Origin of the sequence: Allopseudospirillum japonicum, from assembly GCF_900108915.1 — a bacterium.
GTDB lineage: Bacteria > Pseudomonadota > Gammaproteobacteria > Pseudomonadales > Halomonadaceae > Pseudospirillum > Pseudospirillum japonicum.
Window position 1 is genome coordinate 114,615 of sequence record NZ_FNYH01000005.1, and the last position, 24,282, is coordinate 138,896.

A 24,282-nucleotide genomic window follows, 5' to 3' on the forward strand; every position below is an offset into this window, starting at 1 on the left:
AAGATATTGGCTGATAAGTCTTTTTAGGATGGGCGCTTACCAAGATAACTTTTACTGGGATAGTCAGCGTGAATATAACAGTAAAGCTAGCGGGCATCAATCTAAGGCAGGGATGCAAATTTTGCCTGTGTTAACAAAATATCTCTACAGCACAAGCTTTGTTATGCTAGCGCTTTATTTTTGATTGGTGGCCTTGATCAGGTCTATATGAGGTTGAAGTGTGTCTACACAAGTACAGTCACAAGTGCAGTGGCTCACAGTCAATGCGCATGCACAAGGTCAGCGTTTAGATAATTTTTTGCGCACCCAGTTAAAAGGTGTACCTAAAACCTTGATTTACCGGATTATTCGTAAAGGGGAAGTCAGGGTAAATAAAAAGCGTATCAAGGCGGATTATCGACTACAAGTGGGGGACGAAATTCGTATCCCACCAGTACGTTTAGCAGCAAGTGCTGCACAGGTTCCTGTCAGTAAAAATCTGAAACAACGTTTGCAAGCCAGTGTCTTGTATGAATCTGCAGCTTGTTTAGTGTTAAATAAACCGGCAGGTCTGGCAGTGCATGGGGGCACTGGGGTGCATCAAGGTGTAATTGAGGCACTGAGACAAACACGGCCTGAACTGGAATTTTTAGAATTAGTTCACCGATTAGATAAAGGGACTTCAGGCTGTTTGCTGTTGGCCAAATCACGCCCGGCACTTTTAGCTTTGCAGACTGAGTTAAAAGCGAAACAAATGCGTAAAGGCTATCATGCTATTGTGCAAGGGATATGGCCTGCAGCGTATCAACAGGTGGAATATCCTCTCAGTAAATCCACCTTAGGCGCAAAGGAAGCACAAGTGCGTGTTGATGAGGCAGGAAAAAGTGCGTTGACGCTTTTTAAACCACTGCAACAGGGAAATACTTGGAGTTTAGTTCACGCTGAACCTATCACAGGGCGCACACATCAAATTCGCGTGCATGCGCAGGCGATGGGGCATCCTCTTCTAGGTGATTTAAAATATGGTGATTCGCATTGGAATACCAAATATAAACATTTGGGTTGGGGGCGCTTATTTTTGCATGCATATCAGTTAAGTTTTACCGACCCGAGTACGCAAAGTGTACAAAACATCCAAGCACCTTATGATCAAGCTTGGCGATCTTTACTTGAACACTTAAATGCTGAAGGAGCCTAATGCTTTGTATTCGCTATTAATTTTTGACTGGGATGGCACTTTGATTGATTCAGAGGCCAAAATTATCAGTAGTATGCAGGCGGCTGCGCAAGATGTCGCTTGGCCACAAGCACTCAGTGCTGAGGCCGTACGTTCTATTATCGGCCTAGGGCTACCTGAAGCGATTCGTACGCTATGTCCTGGGATTGAGGATACGCAAGCGCAGGCCTTGCGTGAGCGTTACGGGGTACATTTTCTAGAGTTAAACACGCAACCTATGCCTATGTTTGCACAGGTTGCTGAAGGCTTACCGGCGTTGAAGGCGGCAGGTTACCAATTAGCAGTCGCTACGGGAAAAAGCCGTCGTGGTTTAAACCGTGGTTTGCAGGAAACCCAAACCCAAGATTTGTTCACTTGTACACGTTGTGCGGATGAAACTCGTTCTAAACCTCATCCGCAAATGTTGCATGAAATACTCGATGAGTTACAAGTCCCTGTGCAGCAAGCGCTTATGATTGGAGATACAGAGTTCGATCTGGCTATGGCACAAAGTATTCAGATGCCGCGTTTAGGGGTAACTTATGGTGCACATCCGCAAGAGCGTTTACAAGCTTGTGAGCCAGTGGCTTTATTAGATACATTTGCAGAGGTTTTGCAGTGGCTGTTACAGCACAAAAACTAAAGTAACCTTGGGCTGCAAAATCTTGATGGGAAAGGTGAGTGCAACTCACAAGACTCAAGGTAAACTAAAGGCTTTGATAAGCCTAAGGAGATAATCTATGTCTGAACCTTCGGCGTGGAATGAAACCTCGAGTCGATCTCAGACCCCGCCTTTAAACAATCCATTAAACAACTCATCACCTGTGACTTTAGAAGGTGTGTTACTGGAAGCGATAGCAGAACAAAAGCGTGCACGTCGCTGGCGTTATGTGGGCTTGATCTTAAAGCCTATTTTTTGGCTTTTGTTACTGGGAGGACTGATCGCGGCTTTGCAAGGGCAAGATGCCCAAGTGCAAGGTCCGCATACGGCAGTGGTGCGTGTTGAGGGGGTAATTCTTGATCAACAAGCAGCGTCTGCTGAGCGTATCGTCAGTGGCTTGAAAAAGGCGTTTGCAGCAGCAGAATCGCAGGCTGTGGTACTACGGATTAATAGTCCTGGTGGTAGCCCCGTACAAGCAGGGATTATTTATGATGCAGCACGCCGTTTACGTCAAGCCTATCCAGAAAAACCCTTGTATGCCGTGATTGAAGACTTGGGAACTTCAGGTGCGTATTATATCGCGGCGGCGGCTGACCAAATTATTGCACATCGCTCAAGCTTAGTCGGTTCCATTGGTGTGATTGCTGCAGGTTTTGGTTTTGATCGCTTGTTGGAAAATTGGCAAATTGAACGCCGTGTATTTACTGCAGGGGAAGATAAAGCCTTTTTGGATCCTTTTTCAGCGATGACAGAAGCGCAAAAAGCGCATTGGCAAGCGACGTTAGATTACACTCACCAGCAATTTATTGAGAGTGTGCGCCAAGGGCGTGGTGATCGTTTACCTACACAAGCTTTGGATACAGTTTTCTCAGGGCGTGTTTGGAATGCACAAGAGGCAGTAGAATTGGGGTTGATTGACCAATTAGGGGATATTTATTATCTCAGTCGTGAATTAATTCAAGCAGAAAATCTCGTGGACTATACGCCAGAAGATACGCCTTTCGAGGCTTTTACACGGCAAATGAGTCAAGTTATGCTCAATGTGTTACAACAAACTCAATATAGCCAAAAGCCATGGTTATTACCTTAACCCCATGTTGGAAAAACAAAACCCAGCCATTAGGGCTGGGTTTTTGGTGGTTTTATAGGGCACTTTCCAAACGGTGACGTTGCCACTCGTTGGCTGGTTCGTTCAGTGGCATCACAGCATCTACGACTTGTTCTTCCATATTGTACTTACAGCGGAAGCCTAAATATTCCATTAACCCGCGCATCGGATGATTGTCTATCATCACCTTACCGATCATTTCTAAGGTACCTACGCTTGTGCAATAGGCGATCATTTTGCGCATCAATTTTGCACCTAGCCCCAAGCCTTGCAGATCATCACGGATAATCACCGAGAACTCAGTACGAATGTTATCTGGATCTGTCCACACACGGACGACACCTAAAATTTCTTTGCTGCCATCAGCCAAAACTTGCTCGGCAATAAAGGCCATTTGGCGATCATAGTTGATTTGTGTTAGCAAAGATAAATCGCGCTTGGTTAAATCTGCTTTATTGTGGAAATATCGAAAACGAATACTTTCTTCTGATAGGCGACTGTGAAAACGTAACAAGGCAGGCGCATCTTCACCACGAATCGGGCGAATTTCAATTTGGCGACCATCTTTGAGTAGGGCGGTTTCGCGCAACTCTTCCGGATAAGGCATGATGGCTTGGTAAGCTGAGTCACCCAAATCAATTTGTACATCCACCGCAAAGAAATCATCACGATTAACCAATAATGGGTTGATTTCTAGACCTTTTAGTTCAGGAAGATCGGAGCAAATTTGCGATAGCTTGACCAAGAGTTGGCAGAGTCTGCGCATATCTTCTTCAGGCTGATTAGAATGTTCGCGTACTAAACGCGCAGCATGGCTACGATCAATCATTTCCTGTGCAAGATTTAAATTTAAAGGGGGGAGAGCCACTTGGCGATCAATCAAAATATTGACTTTAAATCCGCCAATCCCAAAAACAATTAAAGGCCCAAATACAGGATCACGGGTAATACCGACATTAAGTAAGAGTGAATGTTTGCCCCTTTGCATTGGTTGTAAACAAAAACCAAAAATCTGACTTTGTGGGAATTTCTCTTCGACCTTGGCAGCTAAACGTTGTGCCGCATGCTCGACTTCTTCAGGCGTGTTTAAGTCCTGTTGTAACCCCGCAGAAAGCTTGTGTGGGTGTTTACGGTAGACGAAGGGGTGACAGTTGGTGCTATGTACGATTTTTAAGGCTTTCGGGCCTGCAATTTCGGTAGCCATATGCGCAGCTTGTGGTGGCGTTTGCGGATAGGCAGAAGGTGCCACCTGAATCCCATAAGCTTCAAGAAGTTGGGTGGCTTCTTGATGGGTTAAGAAAACACGACCTTGGGTAAGCGCTGCCTGTACCAAAGCGCGGGCCTGTTGGCGCGCTTGCTGAGATGTTTCAAAAGGCAAAGAAGGCGGTGTCTCTTGTAGCAAAGCTTGGTTGCGTTGATAATTGACCATGTGCATAAAAGCTTTGACGGCTTTTTCTGGGGAGATATATGTCGGAATACCGGCAAGGTTGCATTCATGGCGTGCAGGGAAAGCTTGTTCTAACCCCATCCAACTTGTGAGCAAATTACGTTTGAACTTGCTTTTGTTGGCAATCAGTGCTGTGGCCGTGGCCATGCTGGAGGCCATACGTGTTGGCGCATGAACGACTAAGATAGCATCAACATTCGGATCTTGGCTCAGGAGCTCGACCGCAGTGGCAAAACGTTCTGGGGGGGCATCGCCACCCAAATCTACAGGATTGCCTCGACGCCAATGCAAAGGCAAGGCTTGGGTGAGACGTTCTAAAGTGGCATCTTCCAATTGGGCTAAACACCCACCGTGATGAATCAGTTTATCAACTGCCAGCAGGCTAGGGCCAATGCCATTACTGACAATCGCTAGCCTATCACCACGTAGCGGTTTCATGCGTGTGAGGGTCTCTAAGGCATCAAAAAGTTCTTCACTATTATCAACCCGCACTACACCAGCACGCGCGAAAGCAGCATCATACACAGGATCACGTGTGCTTAATCCTGGGGTAAACATTTCTATACTTTGTGCGCTGGCGGTGCGTCCACTTTTAATTGCTAGTACGAGTTTATTACGTGATGCTTCACGCACCGCAGTCATGAAATGGCGCGAATCGGGAATATGTTCTAGATGTAATAAAATGGCTTGGGCATTGGAGGCACGATTGATGTAATCAATGACATCTGCAAGCATAACATCCACACTTTCCCCCAAGGTGATCAAGTGGGAAAAACCAATACCACGTCCTTTGGCCCAATCAATAATCGCATTGCCTAACATACCGGATTGACCAATATAAGCGACCTTACCGGCTTTGACGCTTTGAGCGGCATAGGTCGCATTGAGGCAACGCCCTGGTACCATCACACCCAAACACTCAGGCCCCATGATACGAATCCCATACGGCCTAGCCGCTTCTAAGACTTGTTCCCGAAAGCGCTGGCTGGGTGAACGTGTATCTTGACTATCTTGGGTTTCAGTAATGTCATTTTCGGTGTCTGTGCCAACATAACCCCCGCTGAGAATCAGGGCAGCTTTGACACCAAAACGTCCCAACTCATCAATGAGGGCAGGAACACTTAAGGCAGGCAAACAAATGATGGCTAAATCTGGTAAAGCGGGCAAAGCGCTAACATCTGTAAAGCTAGGAATGCCATAGACTTGCTCATAATCTTTGGGATTCACTGCCCAAATTTTTCCTTTAAACTCAGCTTCCAACAAGTTGCGAACGACCTGCCCGCCCATGCTGAGTTGTTTTTCTGAAGCACCAAATACAGCAATACTGTTTGGCTCAAAAAAATAGCGTAAAAAACGTGTACTCACGGAAAACCCCCGATTTTTGCGATCACTCGACTTTTCTACAGTATCGCCTCCCTTAAGATGTCGTTAAACTAAAGTTCTTATAGAGGGAGAGCGGCCATGATTACTTCATTTATCTCGCACCAAGATTGCACCCTACATAATATGGGGCCTTGGCACCCTGAGAGTCCGCATCGTTTAACTGCGATTGATGAACGCTTACGGCGTTCGGGCTTGATGCAGGAATTATTACAATATAAAGCGCGACCTGTGACGCCTGAACAATTGTTTCGTGTCCACCCTAAAGCACATGTGCGTTCTTTGGAACTGAGTGTGCCAGAAGATGGGGTTGTGGCTATTGAAGATGAAACCTTGCTGTGCCCACATTCACTTGAAGCAGCAACTATGGCTGCAGGTGCTGTGATTCGGGGTACCGAACAAGTGCTCAAAAACCAAGCCGATAATGTATTTTGTGCAGTTCGTCCCCCAGGTCACCATGCTGAACGTGTTGAAAGCATGGGCTTTTGTTTTTATAACAATGTGGCTGTAGGGGTAGAACACGCCATTCAAAATTTCGGTGTACAGCGTGTTGCTGTGCTGGATTTTGATGTCCATCATGCCAATGGTACGGTTGATATTTTTAAAGGACGTGAAGATGTCCTGGTGTGTTCAAGCTTTCAGCATCCTTTCTATCCGTGGCGTTATGCTGATTCTGAGTGGGACAATATCCTGAATACACCGTTAGATGCAGGTGCCGGCGGGCTAGATTTTCGCCGCGCGATAGAGGCCCAATGGTTGCCCGCCTTACAAATGCACCGACCGGATATTATTTTTATTTCCGCGGGTTTTGATGCTCACCAAGAAGATCCTATGGGTGAGCTCAATCTACTAGAAGATGATTATTATTGGATTACGCAACTGATTTGTGATGTGGCTAAAACCTATAGTCAAGGGCGTGTGGTTTCTGTGCTTGAAGGTGGCTATGAGCTAGATGCGCTTGCACGTTCAGTGGAAAAGCATGTGCAAGCTTTGGCTGGCTTATAATTTTTCCTATATTGCACCTGAGCTTTTTATTCAGAGCCTACTGCTAGAAGATGCTTTTTATTTTTAGTCTAGGCTCTTAGAGCTTCACCTGCTTGCAAAGCATTGAACATGGGTCTACGCCGATCCTCTGAGGATGGTTTTGTTGGTCCATGTTCCACTCAACCGCTAGAAAACCTTACTTTCATCCTGCACATTTCGCGTATTTTGAACACTTCTGTCATCACCGGCAATGGAATTGGTAGCAAAACTTATACCATTTTGCGCTGCATCATTATTCTACGCCTATAGATAGTACACAAGTGTTATAGGATCAAGCCTTTGTTAGCACTTTTTACCAAGGTGATTGCACCTTGTGCTGAGGTGCGGCATATCGATAGATGATAATACGTCCTTGCTTGAGTAAGCCTTGGCAAAAAGTTTTCAGCATGGAGCCGCATTTTTCGCTACACTAGGCCGCAATTTTTAGCGGTCAACTTCTAAAGCGTAGGATAAGCAAGTTTATGGGTTCACTCACACAAGCAAAAGTATGTGTTTTGGGCGGTGGTAGCTTTGGAACCGCCCTAGCGAACATCGCCGCTCATAATGGCCACCCTGTGCATCAATGGTTGCGTGACCCTGAGTTAGTGCAGGCGATTAACCAAACCCATATTAACCCTAGGTATTTGCCAGAGTATGCTTTGCATCCACAGTTGCAAGCGACTACGAATCTAGCAAGCGCATTAACTAACGCGACCTTGGTACTTATGGCAATTCCTAGTAAAGCTTTTGCTCAGGTCTTAGCGCAAGCGCGTCCTTATTTAAACTCAGAACAAATTTTAGTGAGTACAGCAAAAGGCATTCAGGAAGATGGTTTTAAACTGATGAGCCAGTTGTTAGTAGAAGAAACTGGGTTTGCGCATATTGGCGTGCTGAGCGGGCCTAACCTTGCCAGCGAGGTCGCTCAGCATCAACTGACAGCAACTGTGATTGCAAGCACGGATGAACATACCCGTACTTGTGTACAGCAAGTGTTAGGCTGCCAATATTTTCGTGTTTATGCCAGCAATGATATTTATGGGGTAGAACTGGGCGGCGCATTGAAAAATATTTACGCGATAGCCGCCGGAATGGCCGCAGCTTTAGGTATGGGTGAAAATACTAAAAGTATGCTTATTACCCGTAGTTTGGCGGAAATGAGCCGATTTGCTGTAAGTTTAGGCGCTAACCCACTGACTTTTCTCGGCCTATCTGGGGTGGGCGATTTGATTGTCACTTGTACCTCACCTCTCTCACGGAATTACCGTGTGGGCTTTGCTTTAGGCCAAGGTAAAAGTTTGCAAGAAGCAGTCGATGCATTAGGGCAAGTAGCTGAAGGCGTGAATACCGTCCGTTTTGTGAAACATAAAGCCGAAAGTATGGGGATTTACATGCCCTTAGTGGCGGGTTTATATCAAGTGCTCTTTGCTGGCTATCATGCCAAGGATGTTGCTAAGTTATTGATGCAAGGGGAGCAAAGTACAGATGTAGAATTTGTGCTGCCACGTGATGAAGTGGTGAAGACAGCACAAAGAGTGACTCGGATTTAAACGGCCACAGTGATCATATTGCAGCAACTTTTAGCGAAACCCCGCGTAAACCCTCGCTCAATCGGGCGGGGCGCAGTCACATTCTCTTCAACAGCCACTAATTGCTTTAAACTGCTACGAATCTGATCGAGAAACGGCTTACCTTCACCGGTGAGCTGAAGTTTATGAAGAGTTTGCTTGATCAGCGTCACCTCAAGTTCAGCCTAGACGCGATCCTCCTTGATCAGATTGAGCACGGATGCATATCTCGGCAACGCCATCTTCCACTAGCCCCAGATCCAATCGATCCTAAGTTAAATAGGATCATTATAACGAAATCCTATGCAATAAAACCCTATGCAATATAGTGCCTAATCTGGATTGTGCTCACTACAGATTATGAGTGCGTATGTGACACTATGTCACATTGGATAAGATTTTTTTATGCTTAAAATGGCGCCATTAAAAATAAGGGGGCGCCATGGATATATTAGTAAAAGGCGGTATAATCACTTGGATACTTGTTGCCTATTCGGTCGTTGGATTTTCAATTGTTATATCAGCCTATTTACGCCTCTTAAAAAATTGGGGGGCTTACTCAAGTCCTCGGGTGCCTAATTATTCGGCCGGTGAATATAAAGAAATCTTTCAGCGTCTCACGGCTGCACAGCAATCCGGCCTAGATCAGGAAGCTCTGCGCATTCTCGCGCTGCGTTTGATAACCACGCATATACGGTATTTTGAAACTGGGCTAAAAACTCTGAGCGTCCTCGCTAATACGGCTCCGCTAATGGGACTTTTAGGTACTATTATCGGCATGATATCAGCATTTCGTGTCATTGAGTCAGAAGGTACGGGCGTCAATGCGCAGATGCTTGCGGGCGGTATCTGGGAGGCCATGCTGACAACAGGTGTAGGTTTGGCGGTTGCCTTGCCTTTATTGTTTTTTCTGCATGCATTGGAGTCATTGATTGAAAAGCGTCATTGGCAGCTATATGTGGCTGTTTCTGAGATGCTTCATGAGCCGGTTGAAAGTCAAGGGATCTGATGATAGGAAAATGCCATGCAGTATTATCCTCGCAAGCGGTTATCCAACCAGAGTATTAATATAACGCCATTGATCGATATTGTTTTCATTCTTCTGGTGTTTTTTATGCTGACATCACACTTTATTAATGAAAAACAATTCGAAGTCAGTTTACCCGATGCTAAAAGTGGTCATGAGAAAAGCCTCGATAATGCTGTATTTATTAATATAAATTTAATGGGCCATTTATATAAAGCTGACCAGTTGCTGTCTGATGAACAGTTAGATGCCCTGTTGTTGCAAATGGTCGAACAACAACAATCACTGCTACTGAGAGTTGATAAGCGATCTCCGTTTGAGCCAGTCATGGCGTTGATGGACAGGGCGAGACAAGAGGGCGTATCAAGTATCGGTTTTGCCGTTGAAGAGCCGGTGAGGTAGCTGACATGATCTTCAAGGGCGTGCTGCTCTCCTGCCTGATGCATGTGATGTTGATCTGGTTTTTTTGGGACCTGGACTGGTTTAGAGGAGTAACGCACTCACCGGACTATACAGCTGCGCCTGTATTGGTGGCCATTTATCAATTGAAGGCAGCTCCCGTCCAAGCTCCGCCCCCTCCTGTTCAGGCTCCGCCAAGTACCCGATCAGCAGCTGTAGCAGTAGCCGCTGATCAGCCGGAACCAAACGTCAGGCAAGACAGGGTTGTTCAGGAAAAGTCTCGCGTGCCTGCCGAGTCTACACCTTCTCGAAGGCCAGCCAGGGTTTCTCAAGTGGAGAAAGATGTCACGGCGTCTGTTGACCAGACAGCAAGTCTTGCTGCTGTTGCATCACCACCGTCCGCTGCGTCGGCGATGCCCGCGCTATCTCCTGCACCACCTGTGAATAATACAGCGTCCAAACCGCTTCAACCCAGTTATGCCCAGCGTCTTACTCAGCGTATCGAGCAACATAAAACCTACCCGCGCCGTGCCCGAGCGAGGGGACTGTCCGATGAAGTGCTGTTCAGCGTCAGTATTAACGACACGGGAGAGATGCAGGCATTTCATTGGTTGGAAGGGCATACCGCGTTTCGCGCTTCGACGTTGCAGGCGGTACGTCGCGCCTTGCCCTATCCCCCCGACCCAGGGCAGGCGCCAGTCAGTGTGCAGATTCGCATGATTTATTCGCTTCAAGACAGGATCTAACCATGAAAAGATATGAAAAATTCTGGGCCGCCATGGTCTTGGCGGGTTTGCCGATTGCCGCCGCACAGGCACAGGAGCAGGTGATTCGGGTGTACTCCTCGACTATCGAGGACCGTTTCGGTGAGGACAGAACTCAACCCAACTCCACTGTGTCGCTGTCGCGGGAAGAGATCGAGCAGCAGCATGCCCAGAACCTGCAGCAGGTATTGCAGGCGATCCCCGGCATCACCACGGATCAGTCCGGCGGTGAGGATATCAAGATCAAGATCCGGGGGGTCGAGAATCAGCGTTACATGGGTGAGCCGCCGGGTGTGGTGATCGTGATTGACGGCGTGCCCGTGTTTGAGCGCACCGGCAAGGTCAATATCGATTTGGATAACATCGAGTCCATCGATGTGGTCAAGGGTGGGGCGTCCTATCTGTTCGGTGAAGACGCGCTGGCCGGTGCTGTCATCATCAAGACCAAGCGTGGTTATGCGCAACAAGGCGTTTCGCTGGAGCATGAGCGTGGCAGCTTCGGCTATGAGCGCTCCGTACTGAGAGCTGGTGGCGGGACCGACAACTTGCAGGCGCATGTTCAGTACGCCGACCGCAGCAGCGATAGTTTCTATGCGTTGGGTGACAGTTGGTCGGAAACCCTGTCAAGCAACGTCACCTGGTATCCGGATGAGGTCAGCGATCTGAGTTTTGGCTTCGAAAAGTCGGACCGTTATCGGGACCGCAACGGCTCAGTCAAGGGTGCGACCCAAGCCGCGACCGACCCCGAAGGCAATACCGCGTCACGTGACTATACCCGCAACTTCGATGTGGATCTTGAACGCCTCAATCTGGCGTATTCACGTGAGCTGAACGATAGCCTGAGCCTGAGTGGCCTAGTCTATCAGTACACGGACGATACCAGCTACTGGTCGGCCCCGATGAGTTATGATGGCACGGGTGCGCGCACCATGGCGGCGGATGATTACAAGTATGATACTGATTATGCCCAAACCCAGCGTGGCCTGAAGCTAGAGTTCAACCACAGCGGCGACCGCCTGGGGACACTGCTGGGGCTGGATCTGCGCCGGGACAGCACGGACAATACAGTGCGCGCGTTGAGGGACTATCGCACCTTTTCTCGGGGCGCGACCACGGCTGCGGGCACACTGCTCAGCGAGGATGAAGGTCAAACCGACACCCAGGCGCTGTTCGTGGAGTTCAAGTATCAACTGGCGCAGGACACCACGCTGACCGCCAATGCCCGCCATGACCGAATTGAGGTTGAGTACCGAGACCATCTGAGTGACACCGACGCTGACAAGGCCTTCAACGTCAACTCCTGGCGTCTGGGGCTGACCCACGACCTGACCCCGGGCTCTACACTGTTTGCCAGTGCCTCCACCGGTTTCAGAACGCCGACGTTGTCGCAGCTGTACCGCACCGATCTCGGCGGCGACCAGGCGGTGGCCAACAACCCGAATCTGGAACCCGAAGAATCCTTGACCTACGAACTGGGACTTCGTCAGGCTTTCAATCTCGGTGGCTGGCCCAGTGCGCTCAGTGCGTCTGTTTTCCAGGTCGAACGTGATGATTTCATTCTTGACACCAGTGGTCAGTACAGCCCGAACAGCGCCAGTCATGATGTGACGGGTGAAGCGGCTATTTACGACAATATAGGTGGTACGCGAACGCGCGGGTTTGAGCTCCAGCTGACCACCGAGCCGCATCAGGATTTTGCATTCGACCTGTCCTATACCTGGCTGCACTCCGTCTTTACCCGCTACGACGATTTCTATCAGGCGTTGGGCAACCCCTACGGGCGCTTCGGCTATGTCGATCCGGCCGGTTTCAATGATCCGGCCAACAGCTACACCCTGGTGCACTATGACAACAGCGGTAACCGGGTACCGCGTGTTTCGCCACATCAGATCAATGCGCGGCTGCACTGGTACGGTATCGACAACCTGAAACTGACCACCGAAGTTGATTACCGCTCCACCGCCTGGGCCGATGAGATCAATCAGGAGAAGTGGGCCGGACGCACGCTGGTGAACCTGATGGCCGAGTACAACCTCAGGGTTGGCAGCGGTGAGCAGGACAACATTCAGCTGTTCATGCGCATCGATAACCTGTTCGACAAGGAATACTGGATCATCGCCCGTGGCGTGAACGACAGCAACGGCAGTCCGGCCACCGGCATGCAGTATGACGGTGTCTATAACGCTGAAGACCTGTCCATCGTTCCGTCCACCGGCCGCCGCTGGCAGGCCGGTGTGCGCTATCGTTTCTGAGGGGGCTGAGCATGTTGTCGAGAGTGCTGGCCAGTGTGATGTTGTGTCTGCTGGCGACCGGCGTCAACGCGGCGGATGTAGTGCTGCTGACCACCGACTTTGTACTGGGGAAAAAGCTGGATCAGGTTGCGCAGGCAGCCAGGAGCGAAGGTGTGGGTCTGAACTGGCATGATGTCAGCCGCACCGATGCCGTTGCACTGGAAGCTGCTGTCAAGGCGGCCCGGCTGATCATTGTCGATGCCCCTCGGCAGGAAGATATCGCCGAGGTGGACAGTCAGGCAGGCGATTACTGGCGTCGTTTTGCCAAGCCGGTGGTGCATATCAACCGAATGAGCTGGATGAGCCGGCTGCGGGCCGAGCGGATCGAGTCCGATTTTGCCGAGCGCCTCTATGCCTATTACCTGGGCGGGCGTGAGCAGAACAGGGCCTATCTGGCCCAGTTCCTGGCGCTCTGGCTCAAGGGCGAAGACTGGGCGCAGGTGCCCGATGCCGTACCGATGCCGGATGGCGCCATCTACCACCCGGATGCACCGGGTGAGCTGTTTACCGATCTGGCTGATTATCTGGAATGGTGGCAGCAGCGTATGGGCAAGGATTGGAAAGGCCTGCCGGTGATCGGCATGGAAACCAGCTCGACCTATATTGCTGATGCGCAAAATCGCATGCTGGATGAATTTATTCAGGGTGCTGAAGTGCGTAGCGCCGTGCCCATTGTGTACTACCGCGATGCACGCAGCCTGACGCCGCCCCGCCGTGAAGGTCGTTCCGCTGGCGGGCGTCCGGAAGGGGGCCGGCCGGGAGTCGGCCAGCCGACGGCTGCGGCCGAGCAGGGCGAGCCGGTGATCGAACGCAATCCGGGCGATTTTCCCAATCCAAAGGAGTTGGCACCGCATCAGCTGGACGAACCACTGATCACGCTGGACGGGCAACTGATCGTCGACGTGATGACCGTGAACACCTTTCTCGGTGTCGGGCCGGACCAGCGGCTGGCGCGCTACCGGGCGCAGAACATGCCAGTGCTGAACGTGATCAACTATCGCAACGGCACCCGCGAGGAATACCGGTCAGATCTGGCCGGTATCAGCACTTTTTATATCCCGTTCCGACTGTCGGTGGCGGAGTACATCGGTATTCAGGACCCGGTGGTGCTGTCGACCAACGAAGGTGGTGAGATGGTGCCGATGCCGGAACAGCTCGATCTGTTGCTGGGCAAGACAATCAAGCTGGCGCAGTTGAAGCGCCGGGCCAATGCCGACAAGCGGTTGGCGCTGGTGTTCTGGAACACCCCGGCCGGAGAGCAGAACATCAGTGCGTCCAACATGAACGTGCCGCGCTCGGTCGCCAAATTGATCGAAGACCTCAAGGCCGAGGGCTACCAGCTGGAGAGCCGTGACGAACAGACGCTGATCGACAGCTTCGGTACGCTGTTGCGGCCTTTCTACCGTAAAGACGCGTTGCAGGAACTGACGGCGACCGAGTATTGGGCCTTTATGCCGTTGGCGGACTATCAGCGCTGGTTTGAGGCGCTGCCCGCCAGTGTGCGCAGCGAGATCACCGGGTTCTGGGGCGATGCGGACAGCAGTGGCTGGCTGGTGGAGAAGGGCGGGGTAAAGGGCTTTGCCATCCCGCGTATTGAGGCCGGCAATCTGGTGATCCTGCCGCAGCCCAAGCGCAGCGATCGGCCCGGCGACGAGCGCGAAAAGGATCTGTTCCACGACACCAAGGTGCCGCTGCACCATGGCTATCTGGCCACCTACCTGTGGCTGCGTGAAGGCTTTGGCAGCGATGCCATCATCCACTTCGGTACCCACGGCTCCCAGGAGTGGACGCCGGGCAAGGAGCGCGGACTCTGGGCCTATGATTATCCCAACCTGCTGGTGGGCAATACGCCGGTGCTCTATCCCTATATCGTCGACAACATCGGCGAAGCGATCCACGTCAAGCGCCGTGGTCGTGGGGTGGTAGTTTCGCACCAGACACCGGCCTTTTCACCGGCCGGGCTGGCACCGGAACTGACAGCGCTGAACGACATGCTGCAGGAATACCACAGCGTGGATGAAGGCATGGTCAAGCAGGCCGCCAGGGCCAATATCATTGAGGCAGTGATCGAGCAGAACCTGCACAAGGACGTGGGGCTGGAGGAACAGACCTGGCGGCAGGGCTTCGAAACCCACCTGCGTCGAGTCGAAGACCATATCGAACTGCTGGCCGGAGCCCTGCAACCGTTGGGCCTGCACACCTTTGGCGACACCATGACGGACGAGCACCGGGCGATGAATCTGATGCTGATTCTGCTCAAGCCACTGGCCGCCGAGCTGGGCATCGATAACCCGGATGCCCTGTTCGTGGCGGACTATAAGCAGATCAAGCAGACCGAGCCCTACCGCTTCGTCCTCAGGTATGTGGTGCAGCAGGCCGCAACGGATGCCCTGCCGCCGACGCAGCAGCAGCTGGTCAGGGAAGCACGTCAGCTGGCGGACAACTATGCCGCCGAAGCGGAAACCCGGGCGCTGATTACCGGTTTGTCCAGCGGATTCATTGATCCGAGCTATGGTGGCGATCCGATCCGCAACCCCGATGCGCTGCCGACCGGGCGCAATATCTATGGCTTCGATCCCAACCGGGTGCCCACCCAGGCCGCCTATGATGCCGGGGTGAAGGCGATGCAGGAGCTGATCGACAACTACAAGGCGCAGCACGGACGTTATCCGCAGAAGCTGACCTTCACGCTCTGGAGTACCGAGACCATGCGTCATCTGGGCATGCTGGAGGCGCAGATCTTCTGGGCACTGGGCGTGAAGCCAGTGTGGGATCGCGGTGGCCGGGTGATCGCTATTGAAGCGATTCCGCAGCAGGAGCTGGGGCGTCCGCGTATCGACACCGTGATTTCCCTGACCGGGCTCTACCGTGACCAGTTCCCGGTGGTGATGGAGCGTTTCAATGAAGCGGTGATGCTGGTGGCGGCGCTGAAGGAGCCGAAAGAACTCAACTTCGTCCGTGCCAACACCGAGCGTATTCGTGCAGAGCTGGTGGCGCAGGGCATTCCTGCCGAGCAGGCGGAAAATCATGCGCTGACACGGGTGTTCGGCACCGAAAGCGGCGACTACGGCACCAAGCTGCCCGAGGCCACGCTGGGATCGGACCAGTGGGAGGAGGGCGACGGCAAGCTGGAAGAGCTATACCTGTCGCGCATGTCCTGGGCCTACGGCCCCGATGCCAGCCAGTGGAGCCGCAAGCTGACCGACGCCGAAGGCAAGGTGGTGAACACCTACGCTCAGCACCTGAAAGGCACCGACGCGGCGGTCTTCTCGCGCTCTTCCAACCTGCGCGGACTGCTGGATACCGATCATCCGTTCGAGTATTTGGGCGGCATTTCCATGGCGGTGAAATACCTGGATGGCGAGGCACCCCAGCTGTACATCTCCAACATGCGCGACCCGCGCAAGGCACGGCTGCAGGATGCGGCCAACTTCATGGCGATGGAGCTGAGGTCGGTGTACCAGCATCCGAACTGGGTCAAAGAGATGATGCAGGAAGACTATGCCGGCACTCTGAACATGCTGAAAACAATCAACAACTTCTGGGGCTGGCAGGTGATGGATCGCAATGTGGTCAGGGACGATCAGTGGCAAGCCTTCCACGAAGTATACGTCAAGGACAAGTATGAGCTGGGGCTGCGTGAGTGGTTCGAACAGTCCAACCCCACGGCGCTGGCGCAGATCAGCGAGCGCATGATCGAAGCGATCCGCAAGGGCTACTGGGAGGCCAGTGACGAAACCCTGCGTGAGCTGGTCGAGGTGTATACCGAGATTGCGGCCAAACATGACGTCTATACCGAAAACCGCACCTTTGCCCAGTTCGTGGCCGACAAGGCGGCGGGCTATGGCATCAGTGCTGCACCGGCGCCGGATCAGGCCAGCAGTGCCGCCACGCCACCGCCGGAAGGCGCCAATGAACCTCAGCCACTGGGCGAGCAGGTCAGCGGCCAGAAACTGGAAGAGGTGAGCCAGGAGGTGCAGGACAGCCCGCTGGACTACTGGCTGTTTATGTTGTTGCTGCCAATTGCGGCGGGATTCTGGCACCAAGGGCGCCGCGCCCGTGCCTGATGTGAGCCTGAAGTGAATCTGATCAAAGGAATCAAATGAGATGAACCAACTGGAACAATGGCTGTACAGCATCACCGGCATTTTTCTGACCCCGGTGTTGCTGGTGCTGATACTGATGTTTGTTTATGCCCTGTTCATGCTTGGGCAGTTTTTGATGGAGTATGTGCAACGCCGTACTCGACCGGAGCGCACCGGGCCATTGGAACGGGTAGCCCGGCATCATGGCCGGATTGATCAGGAACAGCTGGAGCTGGCGCTGCTGAAGCAGACCGAGTGGCCCCGGCTGATCAACCGCATCGCACCCATGCTGGGACTGATCGCTACCATGATCCCGATGGGACCTGCATTGATGGCGGTGGCGGCCGGCAACACCCAGAGCATGGCTGACAATCTGGTGGTGGCCTTCTCGGCGGTGATCATCGCGCTGTTGGCGGCGTCGGTCAGCTACTGGATTCTGTCGGTACGCAAGCGCTGGCTGCTGGAGGAGTTGCACCAGCTGCTGAGCCAGCAAGAGGCGGCATCGGTGCCACTCAAGGAGGCTGCATGACGACACAGCGCCGACCCCTGTCGATCCTGCGTGACGACGAGGAAGATCCGATCACCAGCGTGGTCAACCTGATCGATGTGTTTCTGGTGATCATCGCCGTGCTGCTGATCGTCATCATCCAGAACCCGCTCAATCCTCTGACCAGCGATTCGGTGGTCGTGGTGAAGAACCCAGGGCAGGACAACATGGAGATGATCGTCAAAGAGGGGGAAACGCTCAAGCACTACACCTCCTCAGGCGAAGTAGGCGAAGGCGAAGGCGTGAAGGCCGGCATCACCTATCGGCTGCAGGACGGCTCTATGGTGTATGTGCCTGAGGGCTAGGATCCCGGTTGTCTTGTACGCGGCTTTTATTGTGTTCGTATTCAGAGCCTCAGCCGCTTTCATTTTGGCAAGCGGCGGGCAAAATCGAAAGCATGACCTTGCTGGATCTGCCGTGGATTGGTGCTCTGATGGCGCTTGGCCTGACCCGCCTGTCCGGTTTTCTGGATCAAGGGGGCAAACGAAGTGATGCTTGAAATACCAGTGTATTTGAGAAAAAATCTCCGTTGTGCCCTGAAATGTGTGGCATGGTGATCTAGTGGTGGAAATCCCCCCAAGATGATGGGTTTGCTTATGGGGGGAGGATGCAAAAATTTTAGTAACATCTTATACCCACAGCCAAGCATCATCAGCAAAAGCGTCTAAGGTTTTTAAAACAAATTCATCCGATTGGGTGAAATCTGCTAGCACTTTCACCCCTTGGGTATGGCCTTGGTTGAGTTGATCAAGCCACCAGTAATAGCCGGTTTGATCAGGTTCACGCTGTAAAACATGTGTGTATAAATGATTAACCAGTTCTTGATGAGACACTTGGCCATTGGTATTAGTATCTGCACCCTGCTGAAATTCTGCTGAGCTGTAAAAGCCTTGGGCCAGATCAAGTAGGCTGGTGCCTTGTTTGACCTGATCAACCCACCATTGGAAGCCTGCTGCTTCAGGGGTACGCCCTAAACCACCTAGATATAAACGATACACTTGCGCTTCGACTGCTTCCCCTATCCCTGCGGGCGTGTGAATATCGCTTTGCCAATAGGCTTGTGGTGTTGGGTGGGTTAAATACACTTGACTGCTAAATTCTTCTGGTGCGCTATTACCTTGCCCAAGATACAAGGTGCTGAGCTGGTTTTGCGCATTCCAATCTTGTAAGTTCTCGATGTCATGCAAGCGTAGGATTTGGTCTTGATACTGACCATACAGGTATTCCCCTGTACGCCACCAATACCAGCTTTCTAAATCAGGTAAGACAAGAGTATCTTGGCCGTTGCCACCATCAATCAGGTCATTACCACCTAAATACACTAGGGTATCATTGCCGCCACCTAGTTGATAAGAGATCGCGTGGTGGGCATCTTGAATCCAGTCTTGATGTTCTGTGGCAAGGACTTCTTCAATCTCAACTCCATATGCAAGGGCAAAAGTATTTTGATTGTAGGCAGCTAGCCCAGAAGCATACCAAGAGTAAGGGTGTTGGCCAATGCTGCTAAAGGCTCCTGGGTTCATATCTAGGGTGACACCACGACTTAGGGCTGTTAAATCGAAAGTATCCCAGCCACCGGCATCCCATAAAGTTTGCATGCTCAGTTCATCGCTAAAGGTGTAGCGATCGTTTTGCGCACGATATTCCGTATTGACGCCGTACATATGTTGCAAGGCGGCAATATCAAGCGGCATAAAAGTTTGTGGCAAGGCTAACTCTTGCATATCAGGATGCGAGTTATAAGACATGACTGTGTATTGCCAAGAATCATACTCAGGTGCCAAGGTACCAAAAGTGGCTTCCATGCTGTTTTCGTGTGGATGCCCTAGACCTAAAGCATGGCCTAACTCGTGACGTAGCACATGGGTACCGAACTCTTCTGGATCAAACTCATCACTGAGTTCGTGCAGCATACTTTTATCAATCCAAATATCAGCGGACTCGGCAAAGGCTTGATCTGGGTTGGTTTGGCTTGGTGCAGGCAAAAAGCTGTAGCCTGCAATCCAAGGCCCGAGATAAGCATTGATATCCGTAAAAGCAACGCGAATATCGCCGTAAGTCACTGTATCTGCAACTTGCGTAAAAGTGAGTTGGGTTAAATTCTCAACTTCATCCAAAATATCACGGAAGGCCATTTGCTGTTGCACATCTAAAGGATGCATGCTTTGCCATTCAATACCTGCTGGCAAAGAAGTCTCACTTGCAGGTAACTCCATTAAACCGTAACTTTCAATAAAGTAAGCTGTGGGGACTTGGCTCCCTGGGAAGCTATAGGTTAAATGCTGGCTGTTCCATTGATACTCTTCTAAAAGAGCGCCGAAAAGTGCCTGCGTATCTGTTGTGCGTGTCACTTGCATCTTGAAGATACCTGTATGTCAAAGTGTAAAGACTTGCTAGCAAGCTTAACGACTTTAATAAACAAAGCCAAGTTGAGGCCATCTCTGTATATGAAATATTTTCACCCTTGCTTCTTTTGATAGATAAAAAAATCATTTTATAGCATGAGATATTATTTATATCGCTAAGTATAATTCTGCGTATAAAAGTCAATGCAAAAATATTGGCATAGCAAAACTGAAAAGCGTTAGCAAAAGCTGACAAAAGCTTGACTGGGTCTATGCAAACGATCTTAAGCAAGTAATGCTATTGCTGAGTTTTTTAGTCTGTTGAAGAAGTAGGAGGGTATCGCTGATGCAAAATGTTTTGGTGGTCATGCGTCATGCTGAGGCAGTCTATTCTTGGCCTGATCAGGCTCGCCCTCTTACCCCTTATGGTCAGGCACATGCGGCCGAGATGGGAGCTTGGCTTGCTCAGCACCTACCTGAAGCACCTCAAATCTGGGCAAGCCCTTTTACACGCACGCAACAAACAGCGCACTTGGTGGCACAACACTGGAACAACGCGAGTGTTGGTGACTTGGATTGGCTTTTGCCAACGGAAGATCCCTATATCGTTTTAGAGCAAATATTAACCTTGGCTTCCAGCCCACAAATATTAATTAGCCACCAACCTTTAGTGAGTGATGTGATTAGTTTACTCACTCAAGGACACTTGCATGAGTTAGTTCCTATGAATACTGCCAGTGCTGCTTGGTTGCATGGTGAAGTACGTGCCGCAGCTTGTATGGACCTGCATGCGCTCTGGCATGTGCAAGATCTTATCGCAGGTCAATATGCAACTGGCGCAATTTGCAAGTAAAAAATGCGACTTAGGGTTCACGATCATAAGAGCTTTAAACATGGCAAATGCGGTGCTTTAGTATACACTGTAAGGCTTGTATGCTTTCCTGGCTCAGCCAACAGACGAGGTATGGCTTTGCGTGTTGTTAATTTTTCATTTGATGTTCACCATGCCTATAAATTTTTGGCAAAAAAGCACCCAATTGTTAAGCCGCCAATGTTTGACAAGTCAGTGTTTGTTGTTAAAAGAGCACTTAAAGCAACAGGCCCTGTTAAATAATACGCGCTTGCCGCATGATATTCAGCGTCAAAGCTTGTGCATCGCCGGACGTGAAGCAGAGTTTATTCATGTCGAAGGTCAACAAAGCCAGAGGTACATCTTGTATCTACATGGTGGCGGCTATGCCTTAGGTTCTATTGATACACATAGGGAACTGGTCTGCCACTTGGCACGTTTTGCCGATGCGCGCATCTTGGCAATCGACTATCGGTTGGCACCTGAATCTCCTTACCCTGCAGCGCTTGAAGATGCACTGGCCGCTTACCATTGGCTACTAGAGCAAGGGACGGCACATTCTAGCATTGCGCTTGCAGGAGACTCTGCTGGCGGTGGCTTAGCACTAGCGCTTTTGCAGCGTCTTAAACAAGATGGCTTACCTTTACCCGCTGCGGCTGTGTTTATGTCGCCTTGGGTTGATTTAACTTGTTCTAGTCTTTCCTTAGATCTCAACGCGGCCACAGACCTAATTCTTAATAAGCAGCAAATGCGTGCCTTCGCAGAGCTTTATGCGCGAGATATTGATCTAGAAGATGCGGGTGTTTCCCCATTATTTGGCGATTTAGAAAACCTGCCGCCTATTCTTGTACAGGTTTCTCAGCAAGAACTGTTACGTGATGATGCTGTGCGCCTTGTCAAAAAGATTGCAGAAAAAGGTGGCCAAGCCACACTAGATGATTGGGCCTACTTGCCGCATGTATGGCAACTTATGTATAACTATCTTCCGCAAGCAGGCGTAGCCTTACGCCGAGCAGGCCGTTTCATTCAAAAACATGTGCATTAAGTGCATGGAATGGATCATAATAAGAATAAGGCTAATGCGGACTTGATAGGTGATGCCATGCAAGACAAACGCCTGATGTGGATAGTGTTTGGGATCTTATTTGTGATGCTCGTGGGGCTTTTCATTTATGCAGGAAGTGGCGAATCAGGAGGCGTTAGCTTTCTTTCACGCTAAGCCTCTATGATCTTAATGTTTATTTATTGATATCTTCTGTTGGGTGAAAAAAATCTGTAGCTGCTGCTCTAGGCTTTGTAGCCACTGTGTCAGAGCTTGTTTTAGCTCAGGTGCTAAGGCTTGAGGACCAAGCTGGGTTAGCGGAACGCGAATCTGCCAAGGCCATTGTTGATGGATATGTCCTTGTTGATCTACAAGATTCGCGTTCAATTGAATATAAAAATGTGGATTTTGTAAATCTTGATAGTCAAACCACCAAGCATAGACTTGTGTATCCAATTGCCAAGGATTATTCAGGCCCACTTGTGCTCGGCTAACCGCTCGCCAACGGCCTGTTTGGCTTAAATATTGTGTTAGCAAGATTTGGATAGCCTCTGGTAGTGGATTTGCCCATTGGTAGGTTGCAAAATAAGCAATTTCTTGCCCTGTATTTCGGTAAGCCAAGTCTTGGGTTGCCAAGCTGGAGGGAACTTGCACTGGCAAAATAATCAATTGCGTATCTAAGGTAAGTGCTTGTTTTTGTGCAGGTTCAGTTTCTAACCATAATAAGTGAGCGTGGTGTACCGGCTGTAAACTGCAAGCGCTTAAAAGCCAACCAATAGTCAAAATTCCACAACACCTGATAAAATTTCTCGCCATTGTCTTACCCCTTTGTTATATGAATTTATTCCCCAGGTCCAAGTGCAGGCCTAGGCTTGCCGAAAACAACCTGATTAGGGCGTGCTTCTAGACTTTTTACGAGATTTTGTAGTTGCTGAACAAGTGGGGTGATCTGGGCCAAACTTTGACTCACATCTCGACTGACACCTTGGGCACTTTGCCCAGTTTTTGTCCAAGTCGCAGCAAGTTGCTGTGTATCTGCTTGGATTGCAGTCAGAGCTTGTGTGAGATTTTGGCGTGTTTGCGCTAATTCATGGCGGCTGCTTTCTGCCAACTGGGTCACACTAGTGAGCAAAGTATCTAATTGAACACGTAATTCTTGATTGGTAAATTGACGTGTATCTTGGGTAAGCCCCCGAAGTTCTGTTAACAAAGCTTGTGTATTTTGTAAAATGCGTGCAAATTCTTGGCGGTTACTTTCTTTTAATAAATCACTCATTTGTAATGCCAATGTATCTAAACGCTCACTTAATAAAGCAAACTGTGCAAATAAACTAGATAAAGCATGATTAATTTCCATTAACTTAGAAGGACGTGATGGGATTTCTGCAACTTGTTTATCGCTTGACATTAACGCAGGGGAAAAATGTGATCCACCAGAAAGTTCCACATAAGCTAGTCCAGTAATACCCTGTGTTGCTAAAGTCGCGCTAGTATCTTCAGTAAGGGTAACATCTTTTTCTATATGTAAGCGTAAATGAACACGGTCAAATTTTGTTTTGTCTAAGCTAATACGCTCAACATAACCTACTTGAACACCTTTATATTTTACAGGTGCTTTAGGATTTAACCCAGAGACAGATTCATACATATAAGTATCATAGGGCAACATGGGAATTTGTTGGCGATCATAGAGTAACCACCATAAAATCGCACTTAATAAGGTGATACCCGCAAGCACAAAAGCGCCAACTAAAGTGTAATTAACACGAGCCTGCATATTTATCTCCGCTAGAGTTGACGCGCTTGCGCCGCATGCGCACGCGGATTACTAAAATAGTTCTGAATTAATTCATCATCTGATTGGCTAAGCGTTTGCATATCAGCCACTTGTAAAACTTGCTTACGCCCTAAAAACGCAACTCTATGGGTAACACGCCATAATGAATCTAAGTCATGGGACACCAGCACCAAGGTTAACTTAAGGGTTGTATTGAGACTTATCATAAGCTCATCGAGGGCATGTGCACCTACAGGATCTAAACCAGCGGAAGGCTCATCCAAAAGGAGTAATTCTGGATCTAAAGCTAAAGCCCTTGCTACAGCTGCACGTTTAAGCATACCGCCGCTTAGTTCATTAGGCATTTTATGGGCTGCATGATCTGGTAAGCCGGCAAGTTTGAGCTTGAGCATCGCCAGCTCACGAATTAAATTGTTAGAAAGCTTGGTATGTTCGCGCAAAGGAACACAAATATTTTCCAACACTGTATAGGAAGAAAATAAAGCACCTTGTTGAAACATGACACCAATGCGTTGACGTATTGGTAATAAAGCTTTTTCGCTTAGGTTAGCCGTAGCTTGTTCAAATAAATAAACTTCACCAGCATTTGGACGTCTTAATAAAGCAATTTGACTGAGTAATACGGATTTACCTGTACCACTACCACCGACAATGCCTAAAATTTCGCCTGTTTTGACACGTAAATGTAAGTTCTCATGAACCGTATCTGTCTGGAATTTGGTACTTAAACCTTGAATATGAATAATAGAAGACAT

19 protein-coding genes are annotated in these 24,282 nt (G+C 49.9%); 14 read left to right on the forward strand and 5 right to left on the reverse strand.

Annotated features, from left to right (window positions below; translation table 11 throughout):
* Positions 1-220: 220 nt before the first annotated feature.
* The 3 genes from BMX05_RS06555 to BMX05_RS06565 all read left to right on the forward strand — a co-directional run bounded on the left by BMX05_RS06555 (position 221) and on the right by BMX05_RS06565 (position 2,946).
* Positions 221-1,177: an RluA family pseudouridine synthase gene (locus BMX05_RS06555; protein ID WP_093309206.1), complete on the forward strand. Its 957-nt coding sequence runs from the start codon at positions 221-223 to the stop codon at positions 1,175-1,177.
* 4 nt (positions 1,178-1,181) lie between these two features.
* Entirely contained in the window at positions 1,182-1,838 is a 657-nt protein-coding gene (locus BMX05_RS06560; RefSeq protein ID WP_245710514.1) for an HAD-IA family hydrolase, read from the forward strand.
* 97 nt (positions 1,839-1,935) lie between these two features.
* A complete protein-coding gene (locus tag BMX05_RS06565) occupies positions 1,936-2,946 on the forward strand; it encodes a S49 family peptidase (RefSeq protein WP_093309210.1) in 1,011 nt (336 codons plus the stop codon).
* A 52-nt stretch (positions 2,947-2,998) separates the two neighbouring features.
* On the opposite strand, the gene BMX05_RS06570 is transcribed toward BMX05_RS06565, so the two are convergent.
* Positions 2,999-5,776, reverse strand: coding sequence for a bifunctional acetate--CoA ligase family protein/GNAT family N-acetyltransferase (locus BMX05_RS06570; protein WP_093309211.1), 2,778 nt, complete (start codon positions 5,774-5,776; stop codon positions 2,999-3,001).
* Positions 5,777-5,872: 96 nt separating this feature from the next.
* On the opposite strand from BMX05_RS06570, the gene BMX05_RS06575 reads away from it, so the two are divergent.
* From BMX05_RS06575 to BMX05_RS06620, 9 genes are all read left to right on the forward strand, one after another.
* A complete protein-coding gene (locus BMX05_RS06575; RefSeq protein WP_093309212.1) occupies positions 5,873-6,796 on the forward strand; it encodes a histone deacetylase family protein in 924 nt (307 codons plus the stop codon).
* Between the two features lie 500 nt (positions 6,797-7,296).
* The gene (locus BMX05_RS06580) at positions 7,297-8,361 is read left to right on the forward strand and encodes an NAD(P)H-dependent glycerol-3-phosphate dehydrogenase (RefSeq protein WP_093309214.1); all 1,065 of its coding nucleotides are present in this window, start codon (positions 7,297-7,299) and stop codon (positions 8,359-8,361) included.
* A 460-nt stretch (positions 8,362-8,821) separates the two neighbouring features.
* Entirely contained in the window at positions 8,822-9,388 is a 567-nt protein-coding gene (locus BMX05_RS06590) for a MotA/TolQ/ExbB proton channel family protein (RefSeq protein WP_093309218.1), read from the forward strand.
* Positions 9,389-9,403: 15 nt separating this feature from the next.
* Complete coding sequence (locus tag BMX05_RS06595; protein ID WP_093309221.1) at positions 9,404-9,808, forward strand: ExbD/TolR family protein; 405 nt, start codon at positions 9,404-9,406, stop codon at positions 9,806-9,808.
* A gap of 5 nt (positions 9,809-9,813) precedes the next feature.
* On the forward strand, positions 9,814-10,551 hold the full coding sequence (locus tag BMX05_RS06600) for a TonB family protein (RefSeq protein WP_093309223.1): 738 nt from the start codon (positions 9,814-9,816) through the stop codon (positions 10,549-10,551).
* 2 nt (positions 10,552-10,553) lie between these two features.
* Complete coding sequence (locus BMX05_RS06605) at positions 10,554-12,821, forward strand: TonB-dependent receptor (protein ID WP_093309225.1); 2,268 nt, start codon at positions 10,554-10,556, stop codon at positions 12,819-12,821.
* Between the two features lie 11 nt (positions 12,822-12,832).
* A complete protein-coding gene (gene cobN / locus BMX05_RS06610) occupies positions 12,833-16,927 on the forward strand; it encodes a cobaltochelatase subunit CobN (RefSeq protein WP_093309226.1) in 4,095 nt (1,364 codons plus the stop codon).
* A 40-nt stretch (positions 16,928-16,967) separates the two neighbouring features.
* On the forward strand, positions 16,968-17,474 hold the full coding sequence (locus tag BMX05_RS06615) for a MotA/TolQ/ExbB proton channel family protein (protein WP_091824929.1): 507 nt from the start codon (positions 16,968-16,970) through the stop codon (positions 17,472-17,474).
* Positions 17,471-17,797, forward strand: a complete 327-nt coding sequence (locus BMX05_RS06620) for a DUF2149 domain-containing protein (protein WP_175527606.1) — start codon at positions 17,471-17,473, stop codon at positions 17,795-17,797. Before BMX05_RS06615 ends, BMX05_RS06620 begins: the two co-directional genes overlap by 4 nt.
* Before the next feature lie 324 nt (positions 17,798-18,121).
* Here the strand turns inward: BMX05_RS06620 and BMX05_RS06630 are convergent, their stop codons facing one another.
* Positions 18,122-19,849, reverse strand: coding sequence for a DUF4214 domain-containing protein (locus BMX05_RS06630; protein ID WP_093309229.1), 1,728 nt, complete (start codon positions 19,847-19,849; stop codon positions 18,122-18,124).
* Between the two features lie 334 nt (positions 19,850-20,183).
* On the opposite strand from BMX05_RS06630, the gene BMX05_RS06635 reads away from it, so the two are divergent.
* Entirely contained in the window at positions 20,184-20,690 is a 507-nt protein-coding gene (locus BMX05_RS06635) for a SixA phosphatase family protein (RefSeq protein WP_093309230.1), read from the forward strand.
* Between the two features lie 151 nt (positions 20,691-20,841).
* Complete coding sequence (locus BMX05_RS06640; protein WP_177166816.1) at positions 20,842-21,732, forward strand: alpha/beta hydrolase; 891 nt, start codon at positions 20,842-20,844, stop codon at positions 21,730-21,732.
* 186 nt (positions 21,733-21,918) lie between these two features.
* Here the strand turns inward: BMX05_RS06640 and BMX05_RS06645 are convergent, their stop codons facing one another.
* The 3 genes from BMX05_RS06645 to BMX05_RS06655 are packed head-to-tail and all read right to left on the reverse strand — an operon-like array spanning position 21,919 to position 24,282.
* Complete coding sequence (locus BMX05_RS06645) at positions 21,919-22,512, reverse strand: ABC-type transport auxiliary lipoprotein family protein (RefSeq protein WP_177166817.1); 594 nt, start codon at positions 22,510-22,512, stop codon at positions 21,919-21,921.
* A gap of 58 nt (positions 22,513-22,570) precedes the next feature.
* Positions 22,571-23,506, reverse strand: a complete 936-nt coding sequence (locus BMX05_RS06650) for an MlaD family protein (protein WP_093309235.1) — start codon at positions 23,504-23,506, stop codon at positions 22,571-22,573.
* A gap of 11 nt (positions 23,507-23,517) precedes the next feature.
* Positions 23,518-24,282 (reverse strand): ABC transporter ATP-binding protein, encoded by a 765-nt coding sequence (locus tag BMX05_RS06655; RefSeq protein WP_093309237.1) that lies wholly within the window; start codon positions 24,280-24,282, stop codon positions 23,518-23,520.

What these genes read in the sequence shown, in the direction of transcription:
- BMX05_RS06565 (WP_093309210.1), top strand. Translation starts at nt 1,936, where the DNA reads ATGTCTGAACCTTCGGCGTGGAATGAAACCTCGAGTCGATCTCAGACC.
- BMX05_RS06575 (WP_093309212.1), top strand. Translation starts at nt 5,873, where the DNA reads ATGATTACTTCATTTATCTCGCACCAAGATTGCACCCTACATAATATG.
- BMX05_RS06580 (WP_093309214.1), top strand. Translation starts at nt 7,297, where the DNA reads ATGGGTTCACTCACACAAGCAAAAGTATGTGTTTTGGGCGGTGGTAGC.
- BMX05_RS06590 (WP_093309218.1), top strand. Translation starts at nt 8,822, where the DNA reads ATGGATATATTAGTAAAAGGCGGTATAATCACTTGGATACTTGTTGCC.
- BMX05_RS06595 (WP_093309221.1), top strand. Translation starts at nt 9,404, where the DNA reads ATGCAGTATTATCCTCGCAAGCGGTTATCCAACCAGAGTATTAATATA.
- BMX05_RS06600 (WP_093309223.1), top strand. Translation starts at nt 9,814, where the DNA reads ATGATCTTCAAGGGCGTGCTGCTCTCCTGCCTGATGCATGTGATGTTG.
- BMX05_RS06605 (WP_093309225.1), top strand. Translation starts at nt 10,554, where the DNA reads ATGAAAAGATATGAAAAATTCTGGGCCGCCATGGTCTTGGCGGGTTTG.
- cobN (WP_093309226.1), top strand. Translation starts at nt 12,833, where the DNA reads ATGTTGTCGAGAGTGCTGGCCAGTGTGATGTTGTGTCTGCTGGCGACC.
- BMX05_RS06615 (WP_091824929.1), top strand. Translation starts at nt 16,968, where the DNA reads ATGAACCAACTGGAACAATGGCTGTACAGCATCACCGGCATTTTTCTG.
- BMX05_RS06620 (WP_175527606.1), top strand. Translation starts at nt 17,471, where the DNA reads ATGACGACACAGCGCCGACCCCTGTCGATCCTGCGTGACGACGAGGAA.
- BMX05_RS06630 (WP_093309229.1), bottom strand. Translation starts at nt 19,849, where the DNA reads ATGCAAGTGACACGCACAACAGATACGCAGGCACTTTTCGGCGCTCTT.
- BMX05_RS06635 (WP_093309230.1), top strand. Translation starts at nt 20,184, where the DNA reads ATGCAAAATGTTTTGGTGGTCATGCGTCATGCTGAGGCAGTCTATTCT.
- BMX05_RS06640 (WP_177166816.1), top strand. Translation starts at nt 20,842, where the DNA reads ATGCCTATAAATTTTTGGCAAAAAAGCACCCAATTGTTAAGCCGCCAA.
- BMX05_RS06650 (WP_093309235.1), bottom strand. Translation starts at nt 23,506, where the DNA reads ATGCAGGCTCGTGTTAATTACACTTTAGTTGGCGCTTTTGTGCTTGCG.
- BMX05_RS06655 (WP_093309237.1), bottom strand. Translation starts at nt 24,282, where the DNA reads ATGTCTTCTATTATTCATATTCAAGGTTTAAGTACCAAATTCCAGACA.